This is a genomic window from Streptomyces sp. NPDC088252 (assembly GCF_044740965.1).
Lineage (GTDB): Bacteria > Actinomycetota > Actinomycetes > Streptomycetales > Streptomycetaceae > Streptomyces.
This window is the reverse complement of sequence record NZ_JBIURS010000012.1, coordinates 101456-122699: the sequence shown is the minus strand read 5'-3', so window position 1 is coordinate 122699 and position 21244 is coordinate 101456. Positions and strand designations below refer to the sequence as shown.

The following is a 21244-nucleotide window of genomic DNA, read 5'->3' as shown; positions in this document are numbered from 1 at the left end:
GCCGGCCCGGCACATTGTCGGTGCGCCCGGTTAGCCTCGGTCGGGTGTCCTCACATATCACCGATCCCGAGCAGCTCAAGGAACTCCTCGGGATCCCGTTCACCCCGGAGCAGACGGCCTGCATCACGGCGCCGCCCGCCCCACAGGTGATCGTGGCCGGAGCCGGGTCGGGGAAGACCACGGTGATGGCGGCCCGTGTGGTGTGGCTGGTCGGGACGGGACAGGTCGCCCCCGAGCAGGTCCTCGGACTCACCTTCACCAACAAGGCGGCGGGGGAGCTCGCCGAGCGCGTCCGCAAGGCCCTGATCGCGGCAGGGGTCACCGATCCGGACGCCGTCGACCCGGACAACCCCCCGGGCGAGCCCAGCATCTCCACCTACCACGCGTTCGCCGGCCGGCTCCTCACCGAGCACGGGCTCCGCATCGGGCTCGAACCCACCACCCGCCTCCTGGCCGATGCCACCCGCTACCAGCTCGCCGCCCGCGTGCTGCGCGAGGCCCCCGGCCCGTATCCGGCCCTGACCAGGTCGTTCCCCACCCTGGTCAGCGATCTGCTGGCCCTCGACGCCGAACTGGCCGAGCATCTCGTGCGACCCGAACAGCTCGCGGAGTACGACACCGACCTGCTCCGCACGCTCGAATCGGCCCGGCTCACCAACGCCGAACTGCGCAAGATCCCCGAGACCGCGCAGGCCCGTCGTGAGCTGCTGCAGCTGACCCGGCGCTACCGCGAGGCCAAGAAGAGCCGTGACCTCCTCGACTTCGGTGACCAGATCGCGCTCTCGGCCGAGCTGGCCCTCACCCGCCCGGAGGTCGGCGCGATCCTGCGCGAAGAATTCAGGGTCGTCCTGCTCGACGAGTACCAGGACACCTCGGTCGCCCAGCGCCTGCTGCTCTCCGCACTCTTCGGCCGACGCCCCGGCTCCGGTTCCGGTTCTGGGACGGAGGCCACCCAGGCGCCGACCGGAGGGGCGGAGGCGCGGACGGCGGAGACCGCGGCCGGGGCACGGACCGCCGAAGCAGCGGGGACCGGCCACGCCGTCACCGCCGTCGGTGACCCCTGTCAGGCGATCTACGGCTGGCGCGGCGCCTCCGTGGCCAACCTGGACGACTTCCCGCTCCACTTCCCGCACGCCGACGGAACCCCCGCCACCCGCTACTCCCTCGGCGAGAACCGTCGCAGCGGCGGCCGGCTCCTCCACCTCGCCAACGGTCTGGCCGCACCCCTGCGTGCCATGCACGAGGGCGTCGAGGCGCTGCGTCCCGCCCCCGGTGCCGAACGGGACGGCACCGTCCGCTGCGCCCTCCTGCGTACCCACACCGAGGAGCTCGACTGGCTCGCCGACTCGATCGCCCACCTCGTCAGGACCGGAAAGGCGCCCGGTGAGATCGCCGTCCTGTGCCGCACCGCGGGCGACTTCCCGGAGATCCAGGCCGCGCTGGTGGCCCGTGACATTCCGGTCGAGGTCGTCGGCCTGTCCGGGCTGCTGCACCTGCCCGAGGTCGCCGACCTCGTCGCGGTCTGCGAGGTGCTCCAGGACCCCGGCGCCAATGCCTCCCTGGTCCGGCTGCTCACCGGCCCGCGCTGGCGGATCGGCCCCCGCGACCTGGCACTCCTCGGCCGTCGCGCCCGCCTCCTCGTCCACCGCGCGGCCCACGGCGACGAGGACGGCTTCGACCCCGACCGCCGCCTCGCCGAGGCAGTCGAAGGCATCGATCCCGCCGAGGTGATCTCGCTCGCCGACGCACTGGACACCTTTCTCGAATCGGGCGGAGGAGAGGACGACGGCCTTCCGTTCTCCACCGAGGCCCGCATCCGCTTCGCCCGCCTGGCCGCCGAACTGCGCGACCTGCGCCGCTCGCTGGCCGACCCCCTCATGGACGTGCTGCACCGCGTCCTCGCCACCACCGGCCTCGAGGTCGAGCTCTCCGCGTCGCCGCACGCCCTGGCCGCCCGCCGCCGAGAGACCCTCGCCAACTTCCTGGACGTCGCGGCCCGCTTCGCCGCCGTCGACGGGGAGGCCACCCTCCTCGCGTTCCTGGGCTTCCTGCGGACCGCCGTCCAGTACGAGAAGGGCCTGGACAACGCCCTGCCCGGCGGGGAGAACACCGTCAAGGTCCTCACCGCCCACAAGTCCAAGGGCCTGGAGTGGGATGTCGTCGCGGTGCCGGGACTGGTCACCGGCCAGTTCCCCAGCAGCCAGTCCCGCGACGCCTGGACGTCCCAGTCCAAGGTCCTTCCGCACGCGCTGCGCGGGGACAGTGCCACCCTTCCCGTCATCCACTCCTGGGACGCCAAGGGGCTCAAGGGGTTCAAGGAGGAGATGAAGGAGCACCAGCACACCGAGGAGCTCCGCCTGGGATACGTCACCTTCACCAGGCCCCGCGGTCTGCTGCTCGGCTCCGGCCACTGGTGGGGCCCGACCCAGAAGAAGCCGCGCGGCCCGTCCGACTTCCTGCACGCGCTGTACGAGCACTGCGCGGCCGGACACGGCGAGATCGAGGCCTGGGCGGACGAACCGGCCGAGGACGAGGAGAACCCGGCGCTCGCCGAGAAGGAGGCCGACCGGGCGTGGCCGCTTCCGCTTGACGGCATCGCGCTGACCCGCCGCCGGGCCGCCGCGGACACGGTGATGGCACATCTGGAGGCACTGGCCGCGTCGGGGGGCGTGCCGGACGCGTACGAGGCGTCGCCCGACGTCCCGGGTCCGTATGACGGCCCTTACGACGACGAGGCGTTCCCCGACGACGCCCCGTTTCCCGACAGCGAGGCGTTCCCCGACGACGCCGACGACTGGGACGCACTGTCGACGGAGCCCCCACGGACCGCTGCCCCGCCGTTCCCCGCCCCCGTTCGTCTCCCCATTCCCACCCCCGCCCAGCCCCCCGCCCCCGCATCACACGTCCCGGCCGCCCGCGCCCCCGAGCCCGCCGAGGACAGCCGCCTCACCCCCGAGGAGTCCCGCACGCTCGCCTCCTGGGACCGCGACCTCGACGCACTCACCGGCGAACTGCGCCGCGCCCGCGCCACCGTGCGCGACGTCCTCGTACCCGCGTCCCTCTCCGCCACGCAGCTGCTGCGCCTGGCCGACGACCCCGACGGCTTCGCCCAGGAACTGGCCCGGCCCATGCCCCGGCCCCCGCAGCCCGCGGCCCGCCGCGGCACCCGCTTCCATGCCTGGGTGGAGTCCCGTTTCGAGGAGCTGCCACTGCCCATGCTCGGGCCGGACGAACTTCCGGGCGGAGACGAGAGCGATGCCGAGATCGCCGACGAGCGCGACCTCGCCGCACTCAAGGAGGCCTTCGAGCGCACCCCCTACGCCCGCCGCACCCCGTACCGCGTGGAGACGCCGTTCCAGATCACCCTGGCCGGCCGGGTGATCCGGGGCCGTATCGACGCGGTGTACCGCACCGGGGACACCTACGAGATCGTCGACTGGAAGACCACCCGCGCCCATACCGCCGACCCCCTCCAGCTCGCGGTCTACCGCCTGGCCTGGGCGGAACTGCACAACCTCCCGCTCACCGATGTCACCGCCACGTTCCTGTACGTACGCAGCGGGGAGACCGTCCGCCCCGTCCGTCTCCCGGGCCGGGCGGAGCTGGAGCGGATCCTGCTGGACGAGCCGCCTCCCACGGGGTAGGCCGGGTCACCGCGGGCGGGCGGACCCCGCTGGGCGAGGCACTAGGCTCAAGGCCATGAGCGACACCCCGGACAGCGCCGTCCGTACGTACACCGAGCAGCACCGCACAGCCTTCCTCGACGACCTCGCCGACTGGCTGCGCATCCCGTCCGTATCCGCCCAGCCGGTCCACGACGGGGACGTGCGACGCAGCGCCGAGTGGCTGTCCGCCAAGCTCAAGGAGACAGGCTTCCCGGTCAGCGAGATCTGGGAGACGCCCGGCGCACCCGCGGTCTTCGCCGAGTGGCCGTCCGAAGACCCGGACGCCCCGACCGTTCTCGTCTACGGGCACCACGACGTGCAGCCCGCCGCACGTGAGGACGGCTGGGACACCGACCCGTTCGAGCCGGTGATCCGCGACGGCCGCATGTACGGGCGGGGCGCCGCCGACGACAAGGGGCAGGTGTTCTTCCACACCCTCGGTGTGCGGGCCCACCTTGCCACCACCGGTCGCACCACCCCCGCCGTCAATCTCAAGCTGCTGATCGAGGGCGAGGAGGAGTCAGGCTCCCCGAACTTCCGCGCGCTGGTCGAAGAACGGGCCGCCCGGCTCACCGCCGACGCGGTGATCGTCTCCGACACCGGCATGTGGGACGAGAGGACCCCTACGGTCTGCACGGGCATGCGCGGCCTCGCCGAGTGCGAGATCGAGCTGCACGGCCCCGAGCAGGACATCCACTCCGGTTCGTTCGGCGGCGCCGTCCCCAACCCGGCGACCGCCGTGGCCCGGCTCGTCGCCGCCCTGCACGACGCGGACGGCCGGGTCGCGATCCCCGGTTTCTACGACGGCGTGACGGAACTCAGCGACACCGAGCGCGCGCTCTTCGCCGAACTGCCCTTCGACGAGGCCACCTGGCTGCGTACCGCCAGGTCTCGGGCGGCGTCGGGCGAGGCCGGCTACTCCACGCTGGAACGCGTCTGGGCCCGCCCCACCGCCGAGGTCAACGGCATCGGCGGCGGCTACCAGGGCGCCGGCAGCAAGACGATCATCCCCTCCTCCGCCCTCGTGAAGATCAGCTTCCGGCTGGTCGCCGGCCAGGACCCCGATCACGTCCAGCAGGTCGTACGAGCCTGGGCCGAGGCACAGGTCCCGGCCGGTGTCCGTCACCGGATCACCTTCGCGCCCGCCACCCGCCCCTGTCTGACACCGCTGGACCACCCGGCCCTGCGGGCCGTGGCCCGCGCCATGGGACGGGCCTTCGGCCAGAAGATCCTCTTCACCCGCGAAGGAGGCTCCGGGCCCGCCGCCGACCTGCAGGACGTGCTCGGCGCTCCCGTCCTCTTCCTGGGTATCTCCGTACCGTCCGACGGCTGGCACGCTCCCAACGAGAAGGTCGAACTCGACCTTCTGCTCAAGGGCGTGCGGACAACCGCCCACCTCTGGGGCGAGCTGGCCGTCGCACTCCGCTGAATCCTCTGAACACCCGATCCATCCCGGGGGAGTAGGAAGCACCTGTGAGCACCTTCGACAACGCCACCGCAGACCGGCCCATCGGTCTCACCGCGCCCAGCGGCATCGACCGCGCGGCGCACCACCGTCTCGACGAGGCGTGGCTGTCCGCCGCCTGGAGCCACCCGACCACCCGTGTGTTCGTCGTCTCCGGTGGGCAGGTGCTGATCGACGACACGGCCGACGGCGGTACGGAGATCGTCATGACCCCGGCCTTCGAGGCCCCGGTCACCGAGACCCACCGCTACTTCCTCGGCACCGACGAGGACGGCGTCAGCTACTTCGCGCTCCAGAAGGACTCCCTGCCCGGTCGCATGGACCAGCCGGCCCGCCCGGCGGGTCTGCGCGAGGCCGGACTGCTGCTCGGCCCCCGCGACGCGGGCCTGATGGTGCACGCGGTGGCCCTGGAGAACTGGCAGCGCCTGCACCGCTTCTGCTCCCGCTGCGGCGAGCGCACGGTCATCGCGGCGGCCGGCCACATCCGGCGCTGTCCGGCCTGCGGCGCCGAGCACTACCCGCGGACGGACCCCGCGGTCATCATGCTGGTGACGGACGAGCAGGACCGCGCCCTGCTGGGCCGCCAGGTGCACTGGCCCGAGGGCCGTTTCTCGACGCTCGCGGGCTTCGTCGAGCCGGGGGAGTCGATCGAGCAGTCCGTGGCCCGCGAGGTCTTCGAGGAAGCGGGCGTCACGGTCGGCGAGGTCGAGTACATCGCCAGCCAGCCCTGGCCGTTCCCGTCCAGCCTGATGCTGGGCTTCATGGCGCGGGCGACCTCCTCCGAGATCAATGTCGACGGCGAGGAGATCGAGGAGGCCCGCTGGTTCTCCCGCGAGGACCTGACGGCGGCCTTCGAGTCGGGCGAGATCATGCCCCCGTACGGCATCTCGATCGCGGCCCGCCTGATCGAACTCTGGTACGGCAAGCCGCTCCCGAAGCCGGGCGCCGTCGGCTGACGCGCCGGTCGGCATCGGCCGACGGACGGCTCACGAGATACGGGAACGCCCTCTCCGGTACTGCTCGACCGGAGAGGGCGTTCCCGTACCGCGGAGCGGGTCAGGCGGCCAGCGCCTGCTTGACCTGGGCCAGGGACGGGTTCGTCATGACGGCCTCGACGCCCGTGGAGCCGACCACCAGGACGGTGGGAACCGTCTGGTTGCCCCCGTTGGCCTTCTCGACGAAAGCGGCGGACTCCGGGTCCTGCTCGATGTTGATCTCGTTGTAGGCGATGCCCTCGCGGTCCATCTGCCCCTTGAGCCGACGGCAGTAGCCGCACCACGTGGTGCTGTACATCGTCACAGTGCCCGGCATGCTTCGCGCTCCCTTGTCTCATCGGTCTTCTCAGACCTGTCGTCTGACTCATCCATCTCATCCGTCACGCGGAGAAGCTGGAAAGTGCGTCGCCGCACGGAAAGGGAACGTACGCGAGCCGACCACCATTCCCGCTGCCGCCCCTCTGTCGCACGGCGGACCGGCCCCTGGCATCGAACCGCCACCTTCGTGTCGAGGACCACAACCCCCGTGTCCGGGGCCGCCGCCTTCGTATCCCGCACCGCGGCCCTCGTACCGCACAGCCACTCTCCTGCTCGGGACTGCCACCCCCGTACGGGACCCTCGTTCCCGCAGGGGACCGCCACTCCCGCATTACGGCCTGGTGCACGATGGCGAGCGGGCTCCCGGCGTCATGCGACTTCGCCTCCGGCGTGGTCGTCGGTCGACGACGCTCCGCGTCGCCTCCCTCCGCCGCCTCGGATCCGAAGCCGCATGACGCCGCTCGCTGATCCACTCTCCATCGTGCGCCAGGCCGTTGGTACGACAGACGCTGCCCCCCTGTGGACAACCTTCGCACCGGCCTCTTGCGACCTGGCAGCATGGCGGGGTGACAGCAGCAACGCATTCCTCCCTCTTCCCACAGGTCCCCGAGTCGGCCGACGCCGTGCTCGACGGCCTGGACCCCGAGCAGCGCGAGGTCGCCATGGCCCTGCACGGCCCGGTGTGTGTGCTGGCCGGAGCCGGTACGGGCAAGACGCGTGCGATCACCCATCGCATCGCCTACGGAGTGCGCGCCGGAATACTTCAGCCGACGAGCGTGCTCGCCGTCACGTTCACCAACCGGGCCGCGGGCGAGATGCGGGGACGGCTGCGCCAGCTCGGCGCGGGCGGGGTGCAGGCGCGGACGTTCCACTCCGCCGCCCTGCGCCAGCTCCAGTACTTCTGGCCGAAGGCGGTCGGTGGCGACCTGCCCCGGCTGCTGGAGCGCAAGGTCCAGCTGGTCGCCGAGGCCGCGGCCCGCTGCCGCATCCGGCTCGACCGCAACGAGCTGCGCGATGTCACCAGCGAGATCGAGTGGTCCAAAGTCACGCAGACCGTGCCCGCGGACTATCCGGCCGTGGTCGCCAAGGTCCAGCGGGACGCCCCGCGCGACCCGGCCGAGATCTCCCAGATCTACGCGATGTACGAGCAGCTGAAGCGCGACCGCTCGGTGATCGACTTCGAGGACGTGCTGCTGCTGACCGTCGCCATCCTTCAGGACCGCCACGACATCGCGGATCACGTCCGCCGTCAGTACCAGCACTTCGTCGTCGACGAGTACCAGGACGTCAGTCCTCTCCAGCAGCGGCTGCTCGACCTCTGGCTCGGCGACCGGGACACCCTGTGCGTCGTGGGTGACGCCAGCCAGACGATCTACTCCTTCACCGGAGCAACCCCCGACCACCTGCTGAACTTCCGCACCCGCCACCCCAACGCGACGGTGGTCAAGCTGGTCCGGGACTACCGCTCCACCCCCCAGGTCGTCCATCTGGCCAACGGACTCCTCGGCCAGGCCCGCGGCCGGGCCGCCGACCACCGGCTGGAACTGGTCTCGCAGCGCGAACCCGGCCCCGAACCCGTCTACACGGAGTACGCGGACGAGCCCGCGGAGGCGGAGGGCACCGCGCGCCGCATCCGCGATCTGATCGCCGCGGGAGTCCCGGCCGGCGAGATCGCCGTGCTCTACCGGGTCAACTCCCAGTCCGAGGTCTACGAACAGGCCCTGGCCGACGCGGGCGTGCCGTACCAGCTGCGCGGAGCGGAGCGCTTCTTCGAACGGGCGGAGGTGCGCGAAGCGGGCGTCGCCCTGCGCGGCGCGGCCCGCGCAGGGGGCAACGACTCCCTGCTCGACGACGCGGAGGGGCTGCCGGCGGAGGTCCGCGCGGTGCTCTCCACCAAGGGGTGGACCACGGAGCCGCCTGCGGGATCCGGGGCGGTGCGGGACCGCTGGGAGTCCCTGGCCGCGCTGGTCCGCCTCGCCGAGGACTTCGAACGGGCCAAGCCGGGCGCGACGCTCTCCGATCTGGTGGCGGAGCTGGACGAGCGCGCCGCCGCCCAGCACGCCCCCACGGTCCAGGGGGTCACTCTCGCCTCGCTGCACTCGGCGAAGGGCCTGGAATGGGACGCGGTCTTTCTGGTCGGGCTGACCGAGGGCATGATGCCGATCACCTACGCCAAGACCGACGAGCAGATCGAGGAGGAGCGCCGACTGCTGTACGTCGGCGTCACACGCGCCCGCTTCCACCTCTCGCTGTCATGGTCGCTGTCCCGCTCGCCCGGCGGCCGCGCCGGAAGGCGCCCGAGCCGGTTCCTCAGCGGACTGCGCCCCGGCTCCGTGCCGCTCGGTGCGCGAGGCACGGCTGGTGGCGGCGGAATCGAACGGGGCCCCGGCCCGGTCGCCAAGCGCGGTCGGCGTGGCCCTGCCCGGTGCCGGGTCTGCGGCAAGACCCTGACCGACGCGGGCGAGATGAAGCTGATGCGTTGCGACGACTGCCCCTCCGACATGGACGAGGCGCTGTACGAGCGACTGCGCGACTGGCGGGCGGTCCGGGCGAAGGAGATCGGTCAGCCCGCGTACTGCGTGTTCACGGACAAGACACTGATGGCGATCGCCGAGGCGGTGCCGGGCAGCGCGGGTGAGCTGGCCGGTATCTCCGGCGTCGGCGCGCGGAAGCTGGGCCGCTTCGGAACCGCGGTACTCGCCATTTGCGCAGGTGAGACGGTGGATGACGAGCTCGCGGACGACGTTGACGAGGTGTGAGAAAAACTCGTCGAAAAAATAGTTTGCGCCCGCCCCAGTCATCACCATAGGTTCTTAACCACGGGAACAGCGACTTCTCTGAAGCCCTGGCCCTGTGCTGTACTTATCCGAATACGTAGGATCGGCCCGCCGGTCCCCCGAGACGCCGAGAGGAGGCGATTGAAGTGATCAGCATCATCAAGACCAACAAAATGACCGATCTCTCGGTCGTCTCCGCCTGCTCGCTCGGCCTCGCCTGCTCTTCGAAGTCCTCGCTGCGTGGCACCGGTATGTCCGGCATTTCCGCCGTCAGCCCGCTGTCCCTGTCGAGCCTCCCCGTGCAGGAGCGCAATGAGCGACCGACCCAGGCACCGGCAGCAGCAGTAGCGAAGGGACAGGCCCAGGCCTATGCCTTTGCGGCCGTCGGTGCAGGAGCGGAATCCGGCGCCAAGAAGCAGATGACGCACCACACGATGTGGGCCTTCCGTGGGCCTGAACCCTGGAGTGATCCAGCCTGATTTGTCATCAGGCCGGCGCCTTCAGGGCCGCGGAACCCCACTCGGGATCCGCGGCCCTTTTGTTTTGTCCAAACGGACGAGACGGCGAGAAGGAGCCTCGGGACAAGCAACACCCGGTACCAGCCGCCCCCCGGCCAACAGGCCGGAACGACCAGACGAGGACACCACCCACCGTGCAACTCGAAGCGCACGCCCCGTCCGTACCGCCTTCCGACACGATCCCGCCGCCCGGCCTCACGGAGGACTCCGCCTTGACCCCCCTCACCGCGCTCACCGCGCTCACCGCGCTCGACGACGCCATCGAGAACCTCGGCGTGCCCGTGCCCTGCCGCTCCTACGACCCGGAGGTCTTCTTCGCCGAGTCGCCGGCCGACGTCGAGTACGCCAAGTCCCTCTGCCGCACCTGCCCGCTCGTCGAGGCGTGCCTCGCCGGCGCCAAGGAGCGCCGGGAGCCCTGGGGCGTCTGGGGCGGTGAGCTCTTCATCCAGGGCGTCGTCGTCGCTCGCAAGCGGCCGCGTGGTCGTCCGCGCAAGAACCCGGTCGCGGCGTGATCGCCGGACTGGGGGCCACGGCCCCCAAACCCATGAAGCGCGTCGGAACCATCGACCGTCCCCACACCCACGATCCCCGAAACCAGGCCCCGATGTCCGTCCCCACGAATGAGCCCGTCGGCTCCGCAACACCGAACGCCACCATCATCGGCGCGAACGACTCGCGTCAGAACAGGACCCGCGAGATGCAACTCATCCCAGAAGCCCTGGCGCGTGCGCATATGCACGACCGCCTGCGGGAAGCCGACACGCAACGCCAGGCCGTACGCCTGGTCGCCGCGCGCCGGATGCAGCGCCGGGCTGAGCGCGCCTCGATGCGCGCCCGCCGTGCGCTGGCCATGGCGGTCATGCACTAGTCAGGCCGAACTCCAGCAGCACCCGTTGCCGGGCAGCCGCTCTGCCCGGCAGCAGACAGTACCCACAGTCAGTACCCCTTCCGCGGGGCCGGTCCGGACGGACCGGCCCCGCGGTCGTGCTGTGTGGTGCCGCGCGGCACAGCGGCGACGGAGTTATCGTCACGAGGTGGACGAGGAGACTCATCACCGGATTCAGCAAGTCGCGCGCAGGGACGCAGCAGAGATCACGTGTGCTCTGTGCGACACCTCCACCGACAGCGAGACCGCACCGCCGACCTGGATCTGCTCCGTGGAGAACGGCAGGCGCCAGTACTTCTGCGAGAAGTGTGCCCGCACCCACATCAGAGCCATCGAGAGCCGTCTCGACTCCGCCTGGTGGTGACGCCGGGTGGTGACAGCCGAAGGGGTGCCGCTCAGGGACGGGACCGCCGGGGCGGCACAGCCGGGGCAAGACCCCGAATCAGTCATGCGACGGCGTGATGCCCCGGGCTCCGCGCCAGATGCCGACCGCCTACGCGCCGACCGCCCCGTCGCCCGCCAACTCCTCGATCACGGACTCTTGCTGATTTTCGATCAGGAACCCCGGGAGCCAGGATTCGAGTTCGTCGCGCAGCCGTACCGTCGCACCCAGCTGGCACAGCACCCCGATCGTGCTCAGCGTCACCCGATGTATCAGCAGATAGGCGGGCGGCAGATTCAGCTGTTTGCCCAACTGGTGTGCGGGGGAGCGGGGGTCTGCGATCCGCGCCGCCTGATTGCGCATCCAGCTCCGGGTGAAGGTGAACTCCTCGACCTGAGCGGGCTCGATGATCGGGAGGAGATAGTCGAGCACCGCATCCGGGTCGAGGTCGATCGAGTCCTTGACGAATCCCTCCCCGCGCAGGAGCTCGTACACCGTCACCGCCTCACCCGCCAGCGTCAGCCGCAGAGAGTTCCCGATGGTCTGCGGCAGGCCGCCCGGCAGCCGGTCCACCGTGCCGAAGTCCATCACTCCGAGCCTCCACTGCCCGTCCTCGCCGGCCTCCTCGTCCGGAGGCAGCAGCCGGAAGTTGCCCGGATGCGGGTCCGCGTGGAGCAGACCGGTGCGCGCGGGCCCCGAGAAGAGAAAGCGCGCCAGCAACTGACCGGCCCGGTCCCGCTGCTCGGGCGTGCCGTCCGCGATCACGTCGGCCAGCGGAACACCGTCCATCCACTCCGTCACCAGCACCTGATCGGACTGGTGCACCACACCGGGGATCACGACATCCGGGTCGGCGGCGAACTCCTCGGCATGGTGACGCTGTGACCGTGCCTCCTGTTCGTAGTCCAGTTCCTCCGCGACCCGGTCGCGCAGCTCCGTGATGAGCGGCTTGATGTCCATACCGGGGACCAACGGGCCGAGCAGCCGTGCGAACCTGCTGAGTTGAGTCAGATCCGAGAGCAGCGCCTCTCCGGCGCCCGGATACTGCACCTTCACCGCCACGTCCCGACCGTCGTGCCACACCGCCCGGTGCACCTGACCGATCGAGGCGGCGGCCGACGGCTTGTCCTCGAATTCGAGGAACAGTTCCCGCCAGTCCTCGCCGAGCCGTTCCTCCAGTACCGCGTGCACCGTGGCGCTGGGCAGGGGCGGCGCGGCTTCCTGCAGTTTCGTGAGCGCCGCCCGGTAAGGTCCGGCGACCTCCTCCGGCAGCGCCGACTCGAAGACGGACAGGGCCTGACCCAGTTTCATCGCCCCGCCCTTCAACTCGCCCAGGACCTTGAAGAGCTGATCCGCGGTGCGCTGCTGCACCTCCCGGGCGACCAGCTCCGCCGACTTCCCACCGATCCGCTTGCCCAGACCCCACGTGGCGCGCCCGGCGAAGCCCAGTGGCAGGGCGGCCAATTTGGCGGTACGGGTGACCGCTTTCCGGGGAAGATCAGACATGAGCCCCTCCAAATCCCAGACTGCCGTACCGCGTGCGGCGGTTACCCGGCCATTGTGTCGTGCGCCGCGTCGACCACGGAGGCGCGCTCCCTCTCAGTGTGCCCAGCCGCTGCTCCGCAGGAGCAGTCGAGGTGCGCCGGGATCCGCTCGGACCGCCAGTCCAACAGCGGCAGCGCCGCTTCCCACCGGGTGCCCGTACTGGCGGGCAGCTCCCCGTCCAGAAACGACAGCGCATGCGCGGCCGCGAGGCCTGCCACCGCCGTCGCCAGCGCCAGATCACAGGCCTGCACGGCGGTGCGCCGCCCGGACTGCCACTGGGACAGCATCCTGGTCCACTGCTCGTCCCCGTCCGCACGATCCAGCGCCAGACAGCCCGCGCATGCCGTACCACCGGGCAGGACCAGGGGCCCGACCACTCCCGTCGCCTCCATCACTCCGGCATAGAGATGGGGTGTTCCCGAAGTGATCCAGGGTTCGGCCGTGCGCGGGTCGGGGACGTACACCCCGAGCCCGTCGCGAGGGGCGACCACGATCAGCGAGAGTCCCGGCTCGCCACCCGCGGAGGAAGCCGCCGCCTCCGCTTCCCGAGGAGCCGAACCGGCGGCGGCCCTGCGCACCAGTTGCCGGGCGGCGGTGTCCCTGCGTTCCCCGACCGCTGCCGGTGGCAGCCCGCCGGGTGAGACGTCCCACGGCTCCGTGTGCCCGCCGTCCAGCACCTCCACCCGGCCCACTCCGGAACCGGACAGCACCGCCGCGATCGCGGCACCGACCCGCCCGGCGCCCCGCACCTGGACCCGCATCGCCCGGCGGGCGGCCAGCCGCCGCATCCCGCCGCCCGGCTCCGGATGGACGACGGAGAGCGACGCCAGATCGGGGCGGTGCCGCTCCAGGACACCGGACCGCTTCCGCAGCGCATCGATCTCGGGGCCGGCGGACCGCACGTCGTCGATCAGGCCGGCGGCCGTCAAGCGCTGCACCAACGTGTCCATTTGATGGTCAGACATGTTCAGTGCCCGCGCTTCTTCGCGTAGCAGCGGAAGACCGCGCGTACCGTCGAGCAGTTCCAGAAAACAGCCCGTGGCGATATCCATCGGACCGAGCTTGACCGCATGAGCGGGTGTCACCCCGAATTGCACGGTGCCTCGGCCGCGCCAGGCACGGCGCAGTGCGGGCTTCAACATCGGATACACGGCTTCCCCCGGTCTGTGTTCCTTGATCTCTGTGCGTGGGCTGTGTCCGGATCATCGCGAGATCCGTTGTCAGAATGCAGGCAGCCGTCGAAACGTGCAGAAAGTTATCCACAGGTGTGGGGTATTAGTCGTTCAAATGGTGCATGCCGCGGAGCGGATCACGCGCGAACCGTCCCGGAGGCGGGACTTCCCCCACTGACACCGGGTAACGTCGTGGCGTGCCCGCCGACCCGTCACCCGGAATCGCCGGGGAGTCCCGCGCGCGCAGCGCCGGAACCCATCAGCGCAGCGCGGCAGACCGTCCGCCCCGCGCCTCGGCAACGAGCGCGGTCGAGGTCCGCAGGAGCGACCGCCGCAGCAGAACGGTCTCCGCGTACAGGGAGGGGAACCGCACCATCGTGCTCATCCCCGCCCGGATGTCGGCGGCCGAGGAGCAGCGGTGGGTGAACGTGATGCTCGACAAACTCGCGGCCCAGGAGAGCAAACGCGTCCTCGGCGACAGCGAACTCGCCGAGCGGGCCGAGCGGTTGTCCGCCCAGTATTTCGAGGGCCGGGCCAGACCCGTGTCGGTGCGCTGGGTGACCAATCAGAACACCCGGTGGGGATCCTGTACCCCGGCGGAGGGCAGCATCCGGCTGTCGCACCGGCTGCAGGGCATGCCCGAGTACGTCGTCGACTACGTACTGGTCCATGAACTGGCCCATCTGCTCGTCCCCGGCCACGGTCCACGCTTCTGGCGGCTGCTGGAGGCGTATCCGCGCACCGAACGCGCCCGCGGCTACCTGGAGGGCGTGGTGGCGGCCGACCGGCTGCCGCATCTGCCCGCCGCACGCGGGGAGTGACGTTCGGCGATTCTGTACCGGGTGTGTACCGGCTTGGCCCAAGGCCGGAGATTGCGGTTAGCCTGGCGCGACGCATTCACATTCGGGATGGGGGACGGTCGTTACGCATGGCCAGGGAATTCCAACGCGGCCACAAGGCCAAGATCAGCGATCTCACGCCGGGGACGGACCTGTACGTAGGTGTGCAGATCGCCGGCCCGGGACTGACCTTTGACATCAGCTGCTTCGGGCTGGATGCCAATGAGCAGCTCTCCGACGACCGGTATTTCATCTTCTTCAATCAGCCTAAATCGCCCGAGGAGTCCATTCAGCTCCTCGGAGCCCAGGCCGGTGACACCGAGTCGTTCCGCGTCACCCTGGACCGCATTCCGGCGAACATCCACAAGCTGTCGTTCACCGCCACGGTCGACGGCGCCGGCCAGATGTCCCAGGTCGGTCCCGGATACATCCGAATCGTCGCGGGCGGCGAAGAGGTCGTCAGGTACGCCTTCACCGGTTCGGAGTTCACCACCGAGCGCGCGGTGATGCTGGGCGACTTCTATCTGAAGGACGTCTGGCGGTTCGCCGCCGTCGGGCAGGGTTTCGACGGTGGTCTGGAAGCGCTGCTGAAGAACTTCGGTGGCGAGGTCGCCGAGGAGGAGCCGGCCGCACCTCAGCCGCCGGCCGCCGTCCCGTCGTTCGCGCCGCCCACCCAGACCGCCGCACCGGCGCCCGCCCCGTCCTTCGGTGTCCCCGCCGCACCGCAGGCGCCCCAAGCTCCGCAGCCGGCCCCGTCCTTCGGCGCCCCCGCACCCGCGCCCGTCCCGCAGCAACAGATCCACAACGCGCCGACGATGGCGGCGCCGATGGCCCCCATGGCACCGCAGGGCGGCACCGTTCCGCCGCCCGCACCCGCGCCCGCGCCGTACGGACGACCGGGCGGGCAACCGCAGTTCGGTCAGGGTCCCGGCCAGCCCGCGCCCGCCCCGTACGGCCAGCCGGCGCCCGCGCCCTACGGCCGGTCGGCTCCGGCTCCGTACGGGCAGCAGCCCCCCGGCATGGCCCCGGGGGTTCCGCAAGGTGTGCCGCAGTCCGGTGGCGGACTTCAAGCGGCCGCCAACCTCTACAAGGAGGTGCCGACGGGCCGGCGCTGGACGGCGCAGAACAAGCAACTGGTGCGTGTCGATCTCGGGGAGGACGGCGCCCCCGTCCTGGCCCGTCAGGGCAGCATGGTCATGTACCAGGGCAAGGTCGACTTCGGCTACAAGGGAGCGGGCTTCGCCGGTCGGATCGTCGGGAACGCCACGGGCCAGGAGATGCAGCTCATGCGCTGCACCGGCCGCGGCCAGATCTTCCTCGCGGAGGACAGCGCCCATCTGCACCCCATCGAGCTGCAGGGCGACAGCATCTGCGTCTCCGCCGAGCGTGTCCTCGCCTTCGACGAGTCCCTTCAGTACGAGGTGCGGAGGATCGAAGGGCACGGCATCCCGGGCGGCGCGCTGTTCACGATGCTCTTCCAGGGAACCGGCACGGTCGTGGTGATGACGCACGGCACTCCGGTCGTTCTGCCCGTGACGCCCACGACCTTCGCCGACAGCGACGCGATCGTGGCCTGGTCCGCCGCGTCGCAGGTCATCGTCTCCAGCCAGGTGCGGCTGCGCTACAACGCCTACCCGGGACACAGCGGGGAGTCGGTGAACCTTCAGTTCCGGGGCGCCCCGGGCAACTTCATCGTCGTCCAGCCGTACGAGGTCTGAGGAAGCCGAGGAATGAACCAGCAGCTCGCGGGGTACGCCCCCGCACCCGTCACAGCCCGTATGGAGAATCACGGCAGCGCCATGCTGAAGGTGGCCATGGCCACGGGTCAGGACCTTCTCGCCCGGGTGGGCTCGATGGTCGCGTACGAGGGATTCATCCAGTACGAACCGAATCCGCCCGCCGTACGTCAGATCGCCCGTGACTGGATCACCGGTGAGGGTGCCCCGCTCATGAAGTGCAGCGGGGACGGACTGCTGTACCTGGCCGACTACGGTGCCCATGTCGTGGTGGTTCACCTCGACAATGAGGCGCTGTCGGTCAACGGCACGAACGTCCTCGCCTTCGACGCCCAGCTCCAGTGGGGCGTCGAGCGCGTCAAGGGGATGGCCAAGTTCGCCGGCCAGGGCCTGTGGAACGTGTCCGTCTCGGGCACCGGCTGGGTCGCCCTGACCTCGCGCGGAACCCCTGTCGTCGTCAACTGCGGCAGCGGCGAGGACGAGACGTATGTCGACCCCGACGCGCTGGTGGCCTGGTCCCCGAACCTCAAGGTGAAGGGCAAGCGCAGCTTCAAGGCGGCCTCCTTGATCGGCCGCGGCAGCGGCGAGGCATTTCAGATGGCTTTCTCCGGTCAGGGCATCGTCGTCGTACAGCCGAGCGAGGACAGCACCGACCGCCTGCGGGCCCGGGGCTGAGGGGAGCGAGAAGACACCATGCAGAGTCCGCTTTTCCACCACACCGAACAGCAGTCCGCGGACCGCTACGTCCTGCAGAACGAGCAGATGCTCCGGGTGACGCTGGGCGGTCACGACGACATCCTGGCCCGCAAGGGCAGCATGGTCGCGTACCAGGGACTGGTCGAGTTCGACGGGGAGTACCAGTCACGGGGCCAGAGCCACTCCCGCGCCCACACCGGTGAAGGCCTCGATCTCATGCGGTGCTCCGGCCAGGGCACCGTCTTCCTCGCCAACCTCGCGCAGTACGTGCACGTGGTGGACGTCGACCACGACGGGCTGACCGTCGACAGCGACTATGTGCTCGCACTGGACTCGGGGCTGCATCACGAGGTCATCGCGGTGGACAGCCAGTACGGCATCGCCGGCACCGGCAAGTACCAGCTCAACATCTCCGGGACCGGCAAGGTCGCCCTGATGACCTCCGGTCAGCCGCTGATGATGCAGGTCACGCCGGACAAGTACGTCAACGCCGACGCCGACGCGATCGTCGCCTGGTCCAGTTCTCTGCGGGTGCAGATGCAGGCCCAGACGCACTCCTCGGGCGTCTGGCGGCGGCGCGGAAACACCGGCGAGGGCTGGGAGCTCAGCTTCCTCGGCCAGGGCTTCGCCCTGGTCCAGCCGAGCGAGGTGCTGCCCCCGCAGAACGCCCAGATCGGCCAGGGAATCCGTGCGCAGTACGGGATGGGCCAGCAGGGCGCCCACGGCCAGAACCAGAACAACGCCTGGAACTGACCACGACGCACCGGTACGGGCCAGGGGCGGTCTCCGTGGAGAGAGCCCCTCGCCCGTACCGCATGTCGCGGCTACCGGCGCTGCTCCAGCGCGGCGCGGGCCCGCGTCATCAGCCGTACGACCGAGGTGTCGGCCACCGACGCGACCTCGTCGTACGCGAACCAGCGCAGGTCCAGCGACTCGTCGCTGATCTGCTCCGTCGCACCCGCCGGCGCCAGCGCCGCGTACTGCACGTCCAGATGCCAGTGGCAGGGCGCGGGGATCCGATGGCGGTCCAGCGTCACCGGGCCGCCCGCCAGCAGGGTCAGGCCGCTGATACCGGACTCCTCGGTGGCCTCGCGCAGCGCCGCGGCGGCCAGCGTGGTGTCCTGTCGTTCGCAGTGGCCGCCCATCTGCAGCCACATCCTCAGCTTGCGGTGCAGGGTGAGCAGCACGCGCCCGCGCTCCGGGTCGACGACCAGTGCGCTGGCTGTCAGATGTCCGGCTCCGCAGGCCTTCCACATGCCGTCGGGATGCTCTGCCAGATGGTCCAGATAGACCTGGCGCAGTGCCTCCTGGGCCGGATCCAGCGGGTTCTCGTACTCCTTCAGTACGAGAACGGCGTCGTCGTACAGGCTCACCGGTCGCTGTCGCCCTTGCCTTCGCTCCCGTGGTCGCCGGTTCCCTCGGAGCCGGCCCCGTCCGTGTCGGCCCCGGGCTTCTGCGGGCCCTTCGCGGCCTCGCCGAGCATCTTGTCCAGCTCGGAGAAGTCCAGCTGCTCGTGGTGCACAAACCCGTCCGGATCGTCCAGGTCCTGGGCGGTCGGCAGCATGTCGGGGTGCTCCCACAAGGCGTCGCGCCCGTCGAGACCGCGGGCGTCCGTGAGCGACGCCCACAGGCGCGAGGCGTCCCGCAGCCGCCGCGGACGCAGCTGAAGGCCGATGAGCGTGGCGAACGTCTGCTCGGCGGGCCCACCGGAGGCGCGGCGCCTGCGCATGGTCTCGCGCAGCGCGTCCGCCGAGGTCAGACGGGACTTCGCGGCCTCGTGCACCACAGCGTCCACCCAGCCCTCCACCAGTGCGAGCGCCGTCTCCAGCCTGGCCAGGGCGGCCTTCTGCTCCGGTGTGTCCTCCGGCTGGAACATGCCCTGCTGGAGGGCATCCTGCAGCTGCTCGGGCTGCGACGGGTCGAACTGGCCGACCACGTCCTCCAGCTTGCTCGTGTCGACCTTGATACCGCGGGCGTACCCCTCGACGGCGCCGAACAGATGGGAGCGCAGCCACGGAACATGAGCGAAGAGCCGCTGGTGGGCGGCCTCGCGCAGGGCGAGATACAGCCGCACCTCGTCCTGCGGCACGCTGAGGTCCTTGCCGAACCTCTCGACGTTCAACGGAAGGAGCGCGGCCTTGCCCGCCGGGCCCAGCGGCAGCCCGATGTCGGTCGAACCGACCACCTCGCCCGCGAGCACACCGACGGCCTGCCCGATCTGCTGGCCGAACATCGCGCCGCCCATCGACCGCATCATGCCGATCAGCGGGCCCGCCATCGCCTGCATCTCCTCGGGCAGCACATCGCCCATGGCCAGACCGACGCGCTCGGCCACCGGGTCGACCAGCTTCTGCCAGGCGGGGAGCGACGCCTCGACCCACTCCGCGCGGCTCCACGCCACGGTGGAGACGGAACCGGAGGGCAGCGACGTCACACCGTCCAGCCAGAGGTCGGCCAGCCGCAGCGCCTCGTCGACCGCGGACCGCTCCGACGGGCCCACGCTCGCGTCCTTGGTGCCGTCCGACGTGCCCTGCGAGACCGTCTGGCGGGCGATCTGCTTGGCCATGTCCCAGTTCACGGGACCGCCCTCGTAGCTCAGCATCTGGCCGAGCTGCTGGAAGGCCGCCCCCAGGTCGTTGGGGTTCATCGTGCCGAACATCGCCGCGAACGGGTTCTCCCCGCCCGCGCCCGGACCGAAGCCGAACGGGTTCGCCGGCCCGCCCGAACCCTGCCCACCTCCGGTGGGGTCCTTCTTCTTGCCCTCGTCGCCGTGCTCCGGCTCCTCCGGCGGAAGGCCGAATCCGAATGGGGTGTCACTCACGGGTTTCCTCGGCTCGTAGGGCCGCCGGCTCGAACCGACGGCGACTGCCCGACATCACCATCCAGCGTAGACACCAAAAGTCCGCTCGGGGCCTCAGTGCTCCGCCGGCTCCCGGCCTGCGGCAGGATGGACGCCACCTGGTACGTACGCGTCATTCGGGTACGTACTGAAGACAACCGCTGGAGACGCCCGGTGAGTTCCCCAGATCCTCAGGTTCGCGCAGCGCGAAACCTGTCCGACCCCTCGACCGCGGACGAGCCCGCAAAAAGCCGCTCCAGGAACCGTGGCCCCGTCGTCGCGGTCACCGGTGCCGCGAGCGGCGTCGGTGAACTGCTCACCGCCCGCCTCGCGGCATCCGAGGAGATCAAGCAGGTCATCGCCATCGATGAACGTCGCGGAGACGTCTCCGAGGCGACCTGGCACATCCTCGACGTCCGGGACCCCGCGATCGCGGAGAAGCTGCGTGGCGCAGATGTCGTGGTGCATCTGGCACTCGATCTGGACCTGGAGACCGACCCCGCGGCCCGTACCGCCTACAACGTCCGCGGCACCCAGACCGTGCTGACGGCCGCCGCGGCCGTGGGCGTCCACCGGGTCGTGCTGTGCACCTCGGCGATGGTCTACGGGGCGCTGCCCGACAATGACATCCCGCTCGCCGAGGACGCCGAGCTGCGCGCCACGGCCGAGGCCACGGGCGTGGGCGACCTCCTGGAGATCGAACGGCTCGGCCGCCGCGCGCCCCGTGCCCACCCGGGGCTCAACGTGACCGTGGTCCGGCCGACCGTCCTGGTCGGCGGCACGGACACGGCGCTGACCCGCTACTTCGAGTCGCCACGCCTCCTGGTCGTCGCCGGATCCCGGCCCACCTGGCAGTTCTGCCACGTCGACGACCTGGTCACGGCCCTGGAGTACGCGGCGCTGGAGAAGATCGACGGCGAGTTCGCGGTCGGCTGCGACGGCTGGCTGGAACAGGAGGAGGTCGAGGAGCTCAGCGGCGTCCGTCGGATGGAGCTTCCCTCCGCCGTGGCCCTCGGCGCCGCGGCCCGGTTGCACAGGATCGGCCTCACCCCGTCCCCGGCGGGTGATCTGGCATACACCATGCACCCCTGGGTGGTGAGCGTGAGCCGGCTGCACGACGCGGGCTGGCGCCCGAGCTGGACCAACGAGGAGGTGCTCGCCGCGCTCCTCGAGGAGGTCGAGGGCCGGCACACCGTTGCTGGGCGCCGTCTCGGCCGCAAGGACGCCACGGCGGCGGGTGCCGCCGGGGCGACCGTGGCGCTGCTCGGCACCGCCGCCCTGGTCCGCCGCGCCCGCAAGGCCCGCCGCCGCATCTGACGCCGTCCCACGATCCCTGAGGGATCGGCCCGCGGAGCCGGATGCCGTGCGGCACAATGCGCAGGAGCGTCCTCCTGCCGGGCGCGGCCGGACG

18 protein-coding genes are annotated in these 21244 nt (G+C 70.7%); 13 read left to right on the top strand and 5 right to left on the bottom strand.

Annotated features, from left to right (window positions below):
* Positions 1–44: 44 nt before the first annotated feature.
* Genes ACIOHC_RS24750 through nudC form a run of 3 tightly spaced genes read left to right on the top strand, consistent with a single transcriptional unit; the run spans position 45 to position 6086 of the window.
* Positions 45–3644, top strand: coding sequence for a UvrD-helicase domain-containing protein (locus tag ACIOHC_RS24750; RefSeq protein ID WP_401844045.1), 3600 nt, complete (start codon positions 45–47; stop codon positions 3642–3644).
* 55 nt (positions 3645–3699) lie between these two features.
* Positions 3700–5094, top strand: coding sequence for a dipeptidase (locus ACIOHC_RS24745; RefSeq protein ID WP_351075465.1), 1395 nt, complete (start codon positions 3700–3702; stop codon positions 5092–5094).
* Positions 5095–5138: 44 nt separating this feature from the next.
* Positions 5139–6086, top strand: a complete 948-nt coding sequence (gene nudC / locus ACIOHC_RS24740) for an NAD(+) diphosphatase (protein WP_351075462.1) — start codon at positions 5139–5141, stop codon at positions 6084–6086.
* A gap of 100 nt (positions 6087–6186) precedes the next feature.
* Here the strand turns inward: nudC and ACIOHC_RS24735 are convergent, their stop codons facing one another.
* Complete coding sequence (locus ACIOHC_RS24735) at positions 6187–6441, bottom strand: mycoredoxin (RefSeq protein ID WP_351075460.1); 255 nt, start codon at positions 6439–6441, stop codon at positions 6187–6189.
* A 568-nt stretch (positions 6442–7009) separates the two neighbouring features.
* Between ACIOHC_RS24735 and ACIOHC_RS24730 the strand changes: the two genes are divergently transcribed.
* From ACIOHC_RS24730 to ACIOHC_RS24710, 5 genes are all read left to right on the top strand, one after another.
* Positions 7010–9202: an ATP-dependent DNA helicase UvrD2 gene (locus ACIOHC_RS24730; RefSeq protein WP_351075457.1), complete on the top strand. Its 2193-nt coding sequence runs from the start codon at positions 7010–7012 to the stop codon at positions 9200–9202.
* A 164-nt stretch (positions 9203–9366) separates the two neighbouring features.
* Positions 9367–9699, top strand: coding sequence for a hypothetical protein (locus tag ACIOHC_RS24725; protein WP_351075454.1), 333 nt, complete (start codon positions 9367–9369; stop codon positions 9697–9699).
* A gap of 173 nt (positions 9700–9872) precedes the next feature.
* Complete coding sequence (locus ACIOHC_RS24720) at positions 9873–10250, top strand: WhiB family transcriptional regulator (protein WP_365693967.1); 378 nt, start codon at positions 9873–9875, stop codon at positions 10248–10250.
* A 32-nt stretch (positions 10251–10282) separates the two neighbouring features.
* Positions 10283–10606, top strand: coding sequence for a hypothetical protein (locus ACIOHC_RS24715; RefSeq protein ID WP_351075610.1), 324 nt, complete (start codon positions 10283–10285; stop codon positions 10604–10606).
* Between the two features lie 166 nt (positions 10607–10772).
* Positions 10773–10988, top strand: coding sequence for a hypothetical protein (locus ACIOHC_RS24710; protein WP_365692121.1), 216 nt, complete (start codon positions 10773–10775; stop codon positions 10986–10988).
* A gap of 129 nt (positions 10989–11117) precedes the next feature.
* Here the strand turns inward: ACIOHC_RS24710 and ACIOHC_RS24705 are convergent, their stop codons facing one another.
* Both ACIOHC_RS24705 and ACIOHC_RS24700 read right to left on the bottom strand, forming a co-directional pair.
* Positions 11118–12512, bottom strand: a complete 1395-nt coding sequence (locus ACIOHC_RS24705; RefSeq protein WP_365692112.1) for an AarF/ABC1/UbiB kinase family protein — start codon at positions 12510–12512, stop codon at positions 11118–11120.
* Between the two features lie 41 nt (positions 12513–12553).
* The gene (locus ACIOHC_RS24700; RefSeq protein ID WP_351075447.1) at positions 12554–13702 is read right to left on the bottom strand and encodes a ThiF family adenylyltransferase; all 1149 of its coding nucleotides are present in this window, start codon (positions 13700–13702) and stop codon (positions 12554–12556) included.
* A 218-nt stretch (positions 13703–13920) separates the two neighbouring features.
* Here ACIOHC_RS24700 and ACIOHC_RS24695 point away from each other — a divergent pair, with 218 nt between their 5' ends.
* The 4 genes from ACIOHC_RS24695 (at position 13921) to ACIOHC_RS24680 (ending at position 17747) form a co-directional block, all read left to right on the top strand.
* Positions 13921–14544 carry a M48 family metallopeptidase gene (locus ACIOHC_RS24695; RefSeq protein WP_351075445.1) on the top strand — a complete coding sequence of 208 codons (624 nt, stop codon included), beginning with the start codon at positions 13921–13923 and terminating at the stop codon, positions 14542–14544.
* 107 nt (positions 14545–14651) lie between these two features.
* Complete coding sequence (locus tag ACIOHC_RS24690) at positions 14652–16280, top strand: TerD family protein (protein WP_401844042.1); 1629 nt, start codon at positions 14652–14654, stop codon at positions 16278–16280.
* 12 nt (positions 16281–16292) lie between these two features.
* On the top strand, positions 16293–16973 hold the full coding sequence (locus tag ACIOHC_RS24685) for an AIM24 family protein (protein ID WP_351075440.1): 681 nt from the start codon (positions 16293–16295) through the stop codon (positions 16971–16973).
* Between the two features lie 18 nt (positions 16974–16991).
* A complete protein-coding gene (locus ACIOHC_RS24680) occupies positions 16992–17747 on the top strand; it encodes an AIM24 family protein (protein WP_351075438.1) in 756 nt (251 codons plus the stop codon).
* 71 nt (positions 17748–17818) lie between these two features.
* Here the strand turns inward: ACIOHC_RS24680 and ACIOHC_RS24675 are convergent, their stop codons facing one another.
* The gene (locus tag ACIOHC_RS24675) at positions 17819–18367 is read right to left on the bottom strand and encodes an NUDIX hydrolase (protein ID WP_401844040.1); all 549 of its coding nucleotides are present in this window, start codon (positions 18365–18367) and stop codon (positions 17819–17821) included.
* Positions 18364–19815: a zinc-dependent metalloprotease gene (locus tag ACIOHC_RS24670; RefSeq protein WP_351075434.1), complete on the bottom strand. Its 1452-nt coding sequence runs from the start codon at positions 19813–19815 to the stop codon at positions 18364–18366. Before ACIOHC_RS24670 ends, ACIOHC_RS24675 begins: the two co-directional genes overlap by 4 nt.
* A gap of 192 nt (positions 19816–20007) precedes the next feature.
* On the opposite strand from ACIOHC_RS24670, the gene ACIOHC_RS24665 reads away from it, so the two are divergent.
* On the top strand, positions 20008–21150 hold the full coding sequence (locus ACIOHC_RS24665; protein ID WP_351075433.1) for an SDR family oxidoreductase: 1143 nt from the start codon (positions 20008–20010) through the stop codon (positions 21148–21150).
* Positions 21151–21244 lie beyond the last annotated feature (94 nt).

What these genes read in the sequence shown, in the direction of transcription:
- ACIOHC_RS24745 (WP_351075465.1), top strand. Translation starts at nt 3,700, where the DNA reads ATGAGCGACACCCCGGACAGCGCCGTCCGTACGTACACCGAGCAGCAC.
- ACIOHC_RS24735 (WP_351075460.1), bottom strand. Translation starts at nt 6,441, where the DNA reads ATGCCGGGCACTGTGACGATGTACAGCACCACGTGGTGCGGCTACTGC.
- ACIOHC_RS24715 (WP_351075610.1), top strand. Translation starts at nt 10,283, where the DNA reads ATGAAGCGCGTCGGAACCATCGACCGTCCCCACACCCACGATCCCCGA.
- ACIOHC_RS24705 (WP_365692112.1), bottom strand. Translation starts at nt 12,512, where the DNA reads ATGTCTGATCTTCCCCGGAAAGCGGTCACCCGTACCGCCAAATTGGCC.
- ACIOHC_RS24690 (WP_401844042.1), top strand. Translation starts at nt 14,652, where the DNA reads ATGGCCAGGGAATTCCAACGCGGCCACAAGGCCAAGATCAGCGATCTC.
- ACIOHC_RS24685 (WP_351075440.1), top strand. Translation starts at nt 16,293, where the DNA reads ATGAACCAGCAGCTCGCGGGGTACGCCCCCGCACCCGTCACAGCCCGT.
- ACIOHC_RS24680 (WP_351075438.1), top strand. Translation starts at nt 16,992, where the DNA reads ATGCAGAGTCCGCTTTTCCACCACACCGAACAGCAGTCCGCGGACCGC.